Here is a 9,505-nt window from a genome sequence, read left to right as displayed (position 1 = left end):
CCCAAACCACGCCCAAAACACCCCCAAAACACACACAAAACACATGCCAAGAACGCACCCAAACCACGCCCAAAGACACGCCCAGAACGCAGCCAAAGCACGCCCAAAACACACCCAACACACACAGAACATTCTAAACACACCCCCAGAACACCCCCAAACAAATCCCAAACACTCCCAAACACATCTCCCAAGCATCTCCAATACATTTCCAAAAGGATCGTCGAAATAAAAACTTTTCAGGCCTTGGTTCCATTCCTGCTCGTGTGTGATGGTTATTCCTTTTTCGAGCAGGTTGGATTTGGCTTTCAAGTAATCTCTCTTGCTGACTTCAAAGGCGATATGCTGCTTTCCATAAGCAAAATGTGGAGGCAAAGTCTTTTCAAACTTTGTCACCTCAGGAATGAAACACAGCAACACAGAACTGCCACAACGGAAAAAAATATGACGCTCTTCCACTTTTGAAATCACCGGCATTTCAAGGATTTGGTGGTAAAAATTTTCCGCCAGATCCAAGTCCGTGACATACAGACAGGTTTCCTTGATTTGGGTATATTTCATGATAGAATCTAAAACATTTTGACCAATGATTCAACAGAATTGTTAGGAGTTGCCATATACTTCCCTAATGTTTGATTTTGAATTCATAATTGGTGCAAAGAAAAAAAGCTGTTCCTCATCACGAAGTCCAGCTTTTTTCATCTTTGTTTTATTTTTACTAAAACTAATTACCCATTATTTTCCAGATAGAATCCCTTGAGGATATACTGCAACTGCCCGTATTCAATGAGAAAGGCATCATGCCCATAAGGAGATTGGATTTCTCTATATGTTCCTTTTGGGACGTGACTGGAGATAAATTGGGATTCTTCCTTGAGAAACAATAAATCCCTGTCCACACCGATTGCCAATACTTTGGAGGGTATTTGTTTCAAAACTTTTTCTGTTCCCCCGCGACCGCGTCCGAGGTCATGACTGTCCATAGCTTTGCTTAGCACCCAATAAGAGAATGCGTTGAACCTGTTTCCGAGCTTTTGACCTTGGTATCTGAGATAGGAAGAGATTCGGAAGTTGTCAAGTTTTTCTTCCGTATCGCTTTGCTTCAGTGCAAAATCTTCGGGATGCCTGTAGGAAAGCATGGCAATCGCCCTTGCAGCTTCCATTCCTTTTTTTCCGGCATCGGGATGGTTTTCTCCCCATGTACAATCGGATTCGATCGCCATCCTTTGGGTTTCATTGAAGCCTATGGTCCAAGGAGAAGTCTTGGCATTGGAAGCGAGGATGATGGTGTTTTTGACCTGATTTTGAAGAAGATAAGCCCACTCAATAGCAACCTGTCCACCTAGCGAACCTCCAATGACGGTATTGATGGTATTGATTCCAAGATATTCTCTGAGGTGATCCAATGACCTCGCCATATCTCTTGTGCTGAGATTTGGGAAATCGTAGTAAAATGGTTTTCCGGTCACGGAATTTTCTGAAAGCGGACTGCTTGACCCGTAGCAAGAACCCAAGAGATTGGCACAGACGATGAAGTATTTGCTTGGATCGTAAAACTTATCTTCTCCAACCATTCCATTCCACCATTCCTGAACTTTGGCATCACCGGTGAGCGCATGGATAACCCAGATGACATTGTCTTTGGCTGTGGTCAGACGTCCTTGGGTGGTATATGCCAGTTGGAATCCGGGAAGAGACTCTCCGGACTCCAAGTCAAATACGCCCTCATGCGTGTAGGTTTCTTGCGCCATATCAATAATCAGGTAGTTGCTTGCTACATTCATTACTCTACTTTTGGAATTCTATTCAGGCTAATTTGCCTTTAATTATTTAACTGTTAAAAGCTTGCTCTAAATCTGCTTTGATATCCTCAATATGCTCTATTCCCAATGAAATCCTCAAAAGAGTAGGAGTGACCCCTGCAGCGGCCTGTTCTGACTCACTCAACTGCTGATGGGTAGTTGCAGCAGGTTGGATGATCAAGGTCTTGGCATCGCCGACATTGGCAAGATGGGAGATGAGCTTGAGGTTATTGATGAAGTTGGAGGTGCTTTCCTTATCTCCTTTCAATTCAAAACTCAAAACCCCACCAAATCCGTTTCTCAGGTATTTCTTGGCAAGTTCATGGTAAGGAGAGGATTTCAAACCCGGATAATTTACCTTCTGTACTTTTGGATGAGCTTCCAGCCATTGGGCAATGGCGATTGCATTGTCTACAGTCCTTTGTACCCTAAGAGACAAAGTTTCAAGACCCTGCAATAATAAGAAGGAGTTGAACGGACTGAGTGCCGGTCCAAAATCTCTTAGACCTTCGGTTCTTGCCCTGATGATAAAGGCCATATTAGGAAGTCCCAAAGGATTGTTTTCTCCGAATATTTCCCAAAATTTCATCCCGTGATAACCTTCGGATGGCTCGGTGAATTGAGGGTATTTTCCGTTGCCCCAATTGTAATTTCCTCCATCGATGATTACGCCACCGATCGAAGTGCCGTGACCACCGATCCATTTGGTGGCGGAAGCGGTGACGATGTTTGCACCGTGCTTCAATGGCTGAAACAAATAGCCGCCGGCACCAAAGGTATTGTCCACTATGACAGGAAGGTCATGTTTCTTTGCCATGGCGGCGATGGCTTCAAAATCAGGGATGTTGAATTCAGGGTTTCCGATTGTTTCCAGGTAAATGGCTTTGGTTTTGTCGTCAATCAGTTTTTCAAATTCTTTTGGGTCATTTCCCTTGGCAAAACGGGCTTCAATCCCGATTCTTTTGAATGCGACTTTGAATTGGTTGTAAGTACCTCCGTATAGGAAAGAGGTGGAAACGAAATTTTCTCCAGTCTGTAAGATGTTGTTCAGGGCTAAAAACTGTGCAGCCTGTCCTGAAGCAGTCGCCAATGCGGCCACTCCACCTTCCAAGGCAGCGATGCGTTGCTCAAAAACATCCGTAGTAGGATTCATAATCCTGGTGTAAATATTCCCGAATTCTTTTAGGGCAAAAAGATTGGCCCCGTGTTCAGCGGAATTGAACACATAGGATGTCGTCTGGTAAATAGGCACCGCGCGGGAATTGGTGGTAGGATCAGGAACCTGCCCGGCATGCAATTGTAAAGTTTCGAAGCGATAGTTTGACATGGTATCTTTGGTTTATGTTGTGGTTAAAAATTATAGATTTATACAGGATTAAATTTAAACCTTTTGATTTAGTAAAAGAAAAAAATTATCAATGCATACCAAAAGGCATATAAATTTTTTATCAAAAATGCATTTAAAGATTCTTTAAAGAAAGGAAGTGTGAAAGAAGGGATAATCATGACGTTAAGAATTTATATTTCCAGGAAAGAATTTTACCTGGCAGGATTTGGCACCTTGGATTTTCCTGGTTGCCAGAGGGTCGCTGGGCCTGTCTCTTACCTCTTCTTTATAAATCCTTACACAAAAAGTGAAAGGATAATGCAAATTAATACCCCTGCGCTGTGAATTGCAAAATATCTATGAAATTATTTTTCAATTTGTTTCATAGGGATAATGTGCTTGTATTTTTATTGACCTCAATTATTGCGGGAAGATTTCCTAGTACTTGAATTTTTTTTTAATTCCGAATAGGGGTACCTCAGGGTTTGGTTGTCATAGGTGAAAGGACAAAATGTTATGAATGTTTCCATCTAATAATGACCATCAATTTAAAAATGGGATTTTGGGAATTTTCTGGAGAGTTTGGAAAAAAACTAAATCAAACCAACAAATAAATCTAATTATCATGAACACTATTAATTTGAAATCCAGAGTTTATATGAGCGTTTTGGGGTTTTTGGCCCTTGTAAGTCTCAATTCTTGTTTGGACAATGACCTGGGTACCGTTTCGGAAATCAACCAAGACTTCAGCGGCATTACCTCTGTGGAAGTTGAGGGAGCGTTTCTTGATGTTTCCTATGAGGGGCAAACAGGACAGCAGGAAGTTTCCTTATCGGCCTTGCTAAAATCTAATTCTGGCAAAAGGTATGAAATTGTTTACAATGTCATTGATGATACCAAATTGAAGATTGAAGTCAAAAAAAATGGGGGAATTTCCGGCAACCTCAAAAATGAGGGTTATATCAGGTTGACTGGGCCAAAAGCCATGCTGTTAGAACTTGAGGCGAGTTCTGGCAAAGTCACTGCCAAAGATGTGGTCAGTTCAGAGACAAAGTTACTTGTAAGCTCAGGAGAGATTTATGCCAAAAACATCAACTCCACCCAAACTTCATTGAATTCTTCCTCGGGTAATATTTATGCGGAGGATATTGCCGGAAAAGTGGAGGCTTCTTTATCCTCAGGAAATATTGAATTGGTACGTGTAGATGGCAATGTCAGTGCAGAAAGTTCAAGCGGTCAAATTAAACTTTCAGATGTAAATGGGATGGCAAATTTAACCATCAGTTCAGGAAAGATAGAGTTGTCAAAAGTAAAGGCTTTAGGAAAAGCTACTTTGTCATCCGGTCAGTTGTTTGCCACAGAAACAGGATTAAGCGCAGAAACTTCTCTTAAAGCCTCATCCGGAAATATTTATATCCAGACATTAAATGATTTGAGGGACTTCAATTTTAACATTAGCTCAGGCTCTGGATCTGTAAGGGTAGGCGATAGCCAAGCTTCAGGAAACTTGGTGATCAATAACGGATCCGCTTACACAATCCGAGGCGAGGTGAGCTCAGGGAAAATTGAAATAGTGAATTAAAAGACTTTTTCAATTTTGACGGCAGTACCCGCTGCCGTCACCATGAGCATTCCGTCTCTGATGGTCTCATAGTCTAAGTCGATTCCGACAATTGCTGTTGCACCAAAGGCCCTTGCCTGCATTTCCATTTCAGACATTGCAGTGGCTTTTGCTTCCCGCAATACCTGTTCATAGGCACCCGCCCTGCCACCGACAATGTCTGTGATACTGGCAAAAAAGTCTTTGAAAACATTGGCCCCAATTATGGTTTCTCCCGAAACTATGCCGAGGTAGGCAGTAATTTTATATCCCTCCAAACTTGGTGTTGTGCTTACTATCATCTTGTTTTTTTTATGGTTTATGATTTAACTCTTACGGAAATCCTCCCATAAGATGTTTGGTATTTTAGCAAAATTCTCAAAAAAATAAACCGTAGCTTTTTATGCTACGGTTTATTTTTGGCTTAAATCAATTTTCTTTAAGTCCCGGAGACCGTTGTAAAAACTCCTGATAAAGTTTGATATGTCTGTTGCTCATCGGCACTCTATATCCATCGATGAATACATGTCGAATTTGGGTTTTGGTTTCGAAAGGATCTCCCGTAGAGACAAATAAAGTGGCGTCCTTTCCCTGTTCGATTGAACCCATTCGGTCAGCAACTCCGAAGACCTCTGCTGCATTGATGGTGACAGCTTTTAATGCTTCTTCTTTGCCCATTCCATAAGCAGCCGCAAAACCGGCATTAAAAGGCAGGTTTCTTGTATTCTCAGCATCATTTGACCGGATGACAACTTTTACACCTGCTTTGGCCATTTTACCTGGATTGGTATAGGCCGCATCAAACCTGTCCGAATTTCTGGTAGGGATAGAAAGCATAGGTCCTGTGATCACTGGAATTTTGGAAGCAGCGATTTTATCAGCAACCCTCCAGCCTTCACCTACTCCTGTAAGGATGGCTTTCACATTTTTGGATTGGATCCAGTCAATTGCTAGGTTAATATCAGTGGCAGCATTTACTTCCACGAGCAAGGGTAATTCTCCCGCTACCACTTTCGCCAATTGCTCCATCTCAGGATAATAATCTAGTTCAGCATTGGCTTGCTTCAGCTGATGGAAGGTGACCGCTCTTTCCCAAATTTCATTCAGGGTTTTTTCAGCTTTTTCAGCTTCTTTTTTGATGTCCTCATCACTTCTTCTATCCCAAGTGCTTCGACGAGCTGAGGAAGGAAAATTGAGTACGACTCCTTTGAATCCCGCATACATCTGATCCGCTGTATATCCGTTGAGGTTGATCAAAGCGGCAGTACCCGGGAAAAGCCCTCCAGATGGAGTGGCCAAGGTGGTAGTGACTCCACTCACTCTTGTCACAGGAATAGCCACAGAGTTTGGGTTTACAGCCACTATCGCCTGCATGTTTGGCGTTACCTGACCAATTTCGACGTAATCCTGTGTTTCAGGTACAGAATTGACCTCTACCAATCCAAGCCTGCTACCGCCATCAAACATCCCCGGATATATAAAATGTCCGGTACAATCAATTACTTCTGCATCTCCTGCCGGAATATTTTTTCCGACAGCCTCAATTTTTCCATTGGAAATGAGGACGCTTCCGTTTTCAATATTTCCTTTGGTTACAGTGACTATGGTTGCGTTTTGTAATAAGAACCTCCCATTTCTTGGCTTTATAAATTCTCCATCAAACTGGGCATTGGCCAATAATGGTAAAACCAATAAAGCGACTGTAAATATGATCTGATTTATCTTCTTCATCTTCAGTATGTTTTGATCTTCCATTTAGATTTTAGTGTTCGTGGTCGAATAAGCTTCTACCAAAGTTCGTAAAGAAGAAATCTACCCCGTGCATACACTTGTGATCATGTTCTTTTAAGAATATAGGCTCTATGGATTCCGTTGCCGCTACCCTCAAACGCATGTCATTAGGATCCTCATTGATGTCAAAATATTTGACACCATCCACAAAAGTCATCTGTGGGATAGCATAAACAGACAGTGGATGTTCATTGAAAATGACCAGGTCTGCCTGTTTTCCTTCTTCGATTGACCCCACTTTATCAGCTATGCCAAGCTGTTTGGCAGGATTGATGGTGATGAGTGCCAAAGTCTGCTCATCCGTCAATTCTCCATAACGCTGTGCTTTTCCTGCTTCGTGGTATAGGTGACGGATCAGTTCTCCTGAATCTGAGTTGATAGAAGTTATGACACCGTTTTGTGTAAGGATGGCTGCATTGTATGCAGTAGAATAATAGACCTCAAATTTGTATGCCCACCAATCGGCAAAAACAGATGCACCCATAGTGTAAGCAGCCAATTCTGGAGCAACTTTAAAACCTTCATTGACATGGGAGAAAACAATTTTGGTGATGCCAAATTCTCTACAGACATTGATCAGCATATAGATTTCATCAGCCCTGTAAGAATGGCAATGGATGATGATTTTGCCATCCAGAATTTCCGCAAGAGTTTGGAGTCGTTCGTTATATGCTGGGGGAACGGGTGTTGCCCCTTTTACTTTCATCGCAGTATTATAGGCCTCCCAAGACTTTTTGTATTGAATGGCATCATTGAAGCCATTTCTGATTACCGCTTCAACACCCATTCTTGATCTTGGCTGTATGCCATTTCCCCTGCCATGAACTCTTGTAGGATTTTCCCCTAAGGCAAATTTTATGGTTCTTGCCGCATCTTTCATGATCAGGTCATCCGGAATACCGGATCCGTACCTGTGTTTGAGCGTAATGTTTTGTCCTCCAATGGCATTGGCCGAACCATGCATGGCATGTGAAACAGTCACGCCTCCTGCGAGAGCCCTGTATAAGCCGATATCGTAGGGGTCTATGACATCTGCCATTCTTACTTCCGAAGTAATTGGGGCAGTTCCTTCGTTGACCGCATCCAAGGCCACATGGGAGTGGGCATCAATGATTCCCGGCATGAGGTATTTTCCTTTTGCATCAATAGTCGGGATATTCTGTGCAGTAAGTCCCTTTCCTATTTTTTTGATGATGCCATTCTCCACTAGTACATCTGTATCTTCCAAAACACCTTGTGTAATGGTAAGGACAGTGGCGTTTTTGATCAATAACGAACCTTTCTGGGTTTGTGAATTTACCGGATTCCAACCCATCACCATTATAGCTGCTATGATATAGATTATCTTTTTCATGATTTCTGGCGATTAGCGATTAAAATAATTTGGGTTTCTTGATGGCATTCATCGGAAAGCTTCCATATTCTGACAACGATAGGTTTCCTGTGATTCGGTCCCCTTCTACTTCTCCGCTGACATTGACTACCAAAGCCATTCCACCAGCAGCTACATCAAATGAAAAGGTAAGACTGGAACCTGAAAGACTGATGTTTTTCATTTCCGAGCTGGTTTTTCCTCCCCCTGCGGGATTATCGTAGCTTATTGAACCTATATAGGAATTCCCCTCTTTTTTTATTTCCAAGGTACCTGAAGAACTTCCAGCTGGAGTATCAGAAGTATATTCCCAAAATCCATCTATTTCTACAGTCCCATTAGAACCGCTTTTTTCCCCATTGCCGTTTTTCTTGGGTTTGATTTCATAATCAAACATAAACCCATCTGCCACCACATGCTTGACCTGAGTGTCTTCGTTTAACAAAGGGCCACTTAGGATTACCATATTGGCTAACTTTCCTTTTTCCAAAGTCCCTGCAAATTTTTGGATCCCTAAGATATTTGCCGGGTTGATCGTAAGTGCTGCCAATGCAGTATTTTCTGTCAATCCGTTTTCGGCCATTAGGCGTAGATTTTTGAATGTGTCTCCGCTTTTTGCGCTTATAGTTGTAAAGCCGAATGGAATCCCCGCGGCTTCCAAAAATGCTGCCTGCTTCAGTGTGTTTTGATAAGCTTCCTGAACTCTTTTGGTTCTTGCCTGCATTTCTTCAGATAGTTCCTCCATTTTGGCTTTGGTTACTTTATCCTCAGGCAAATTGAGGTGAAGTAAAACCTGTGCATTTACAGCCTTGATTTCATTGGTCACTTTCTCAACATCGTGTACGCCTAGCAAAATAAGCCTGAAACCATTTTCTTTTTGTAAAGAAATTGCTCTTCTGATTTCTAGGTCGTTGGAAACCACAAACATCACAGGTATATTTTTATCCACTACAGGATAGAAAGCTTCATAAGTTTTGTTGATTTCGGGCCTGTTGAGCCCTGAATTCGACGCAAACAGCTTACTGTGTCTAGAAGACAATTCAGCATTTTTGTAGACATCCCTGAATTTTGCCATGATCCCAAGTGGTGTGCCGGGGTATACTCTTGCACCACCTCTTGCACCTTGGAATTTCACAACCATTGCAGAGTTTTGTGATAAAATATTGGTGGAGGAGGAATTTCCAAATACCACTATGGCCGTCTTTCCGGGGATCATTCCGCCATCCGGTATCAGCTGGACTATGGTAAATCCACTTTTTCTCCAATCATTCACCTGATTGTTTTTGGGATCATAGGTATCTATTACATTTCTCCATGGAGTAATACCTGCAATTTCATCAGGAGGGTTGGCAGGATTGAAATCGGAAGGCTTTTCAGGTTCGGTGAATTTACCAACTCCGGCATTACCTGCACCGTCTATAAAACCGGGATAGATAAAAAGTGAATCAGCCATAATCACCTGTGCTTCTTTTGGAATGGTAACATTGGTACCTACCGCCTCGATAAGGCCGTTCTTGATCAAAATCGTTCCGTTTTGGATGGTTTTTCCCGGAGCTGTGGTGATTGTGGCATTATTGATGGCTATGGTTCCGGTCACTCTTTTCTCTCCGCTC

General features: G+C 42.3%; 8 protein-coding genes and 1 riboswitch. Of the genes, 1 reads left to right on the top strand and 7 read right to left on the bottom strand.

Going from position 1 to position 9,505, the window contains the following annotated elements:
- The 3 genes from ACZFYI_RS10410 to ACZFYI_RS10400 form a co-directional block, all read right to left on the bottom strand.
- Positions 1-561: VOC family protein (locus tag ACZFYI_RS10410; protein WP_462524067.1), on the bottom strand; the 561-nt coding region annotated here is incomplete at its 3' end.
- A 167-nt stretch (positions 562-728) separates the two neighbouring features.
- Positions 729-1,784 carry a homoserine O-acetyltransferase family protein gene (locus ACZFYI_RS10405; protein WP_462524066.1) on the bottom strand — a complete coding sequence of 352 codons (1,056 nt, stop codon included), beginning with the start codon at positions 1,782-1,784 and terminating at the stop codon, positions 729-731.
- A 46-nt stretch (positions 1,785-1,830) separates the two neighbouring features.
- Positions 1,831-3,129, bottom strand: coding sequence for an O-acetylhomoserine aminocarboxypropyltransferase/cysteine synthase family protein (locus ACZFYI_RS10400; RefSeq protein WP_462524065.1), 1,299 nt, complete (start codon positions 3,127-3,129; stop codon positions 1,831-1,833).
- Positions 3,130-3,317: 188 nt separating this feature from the next.
- Positions 3,318-3,424, bottom strand: a riboswitch (SAM riboswitch).
- Positions 3,425-3,754: 330 nt separating this feature from the next.
- Between ACZFYI_RS10400 and ACZFYI_RS10395 the strand changes: the two genes are divergently transcribed.
- Positions 3,755-4,711 carry a DUF4097 family beta strand repeat-containing protein gene (locus ACZFYI_RS10395; protein ID WP_462524064.1) on the top strand — a complete coding sequence of 319 codons (957 nt, stop codon included), beginning with the start codon at positions 3,755-3,757 and terminating at the stop codon, positions 4,709-4,711.
- Here ACZFYI_RS10395 and ACZFYI_RS10390 read toward each other — a convergent pair.
- The 4 genes from ACZFYI_RS10390 to ACZFYI_RS10375 all read right to left on the bottom strand — a co-directional run.
- Entirely contained in the window at positions 4,708-5,031 is a 324-nt protein-coding gene (locus tag ACZFYI_RS10390) for a YbjQ family protein (RefSeq protein ID WP_462524063.1), read from the bottom strand. The genes ACZFYI_RS10395 and ACZFYI_RS10390 overlap by 4 nt on opposite strands.
- A 127-nt stretch (positions 5,032-5,158) precedes the next feature.
- Entirely contained in the window at positions 5,159-6,460 is a 1,302-nt protein-coding gene (locus ACZFYI_RS10385; protein WP_462524062.1) for an amidohydrolase family protein, read from the bottom strand.
- 31 nt (positions 6,461-6,491) lie between these two features.
- Positions 6,492-7,874, bottom strand: coding sequence for an amidohydrolase family protein (locus tag ACZFYI_RS10380; RefSeq protein WP_462524061.1), 1,383 nt, complete (start codon positions 7,872-7,874; stop codon positions 6,492-6,494).
- Between the two features lie 19 nt (positions 7,875-7,893).
- A partial coding sequence (locus tag ACZFYI_RS10375; protein ID WP_462524060.1) for an amidohydrolase family protein occupies positions 7,894-9,505 on the bottom strand: 1,612 nt, incomplete at its 5' end.

It is taken from the genome of Aquiflexum sp., from assembly GCF_977115555.1.
Note: the sequence above shows the minus strand (reverse complement) of the source record. Positions and strands in the feature narration are given on the sequence as shown.

Excerpts from the sequence above, each read along its gene's own strand:
- ACZFYI_RS10405 (WP_462524066.1), bottom strand. The coding sequence starts at position 1,784 with ATGAATGTAGCAAGCAACTACCTGATTATTGATATGGCGCAAGAAACC.
- ACZFYI_RS10400 (WP_462524065.1), bottom strand. The coding sequence starts at position 3,129 with ATGTCAAACTATCGCTTCGAAACTTTACAATTGCATGCCGGGCAGGTT.
- ACZFYI_RS10395 (WP_462524064.1), top strand. The coding sequence starts at position 3,755 with ATGAACACTATTAATTTGAAATCCAGAGTTTATATGAGCGTTTTGGGG.
- ACZFYI_RS10390 (WP_462524063.1), bottom strand. The coding sequence starts at position 5,031 with ATGATAGTAAGCACAACACCAAGTTTGGAGGGATATAAAATTACTGCC.
- ACZFYI_RS10385 (WP_462524062.1), bottom strand. The coding sequence starts at position 6,460 with ATGAAGAAGATAAATCAGATCATATTTACAGTCGCTTTATTGGTTTTA.
- ACZFYI_RS10380 (WP_462524061.1), bottom strand. The coding sequence starts at position 7,874 with ATGAAAAAGATAATCTATATCATAGCAGCTATAATGGTGATGGGTTGG.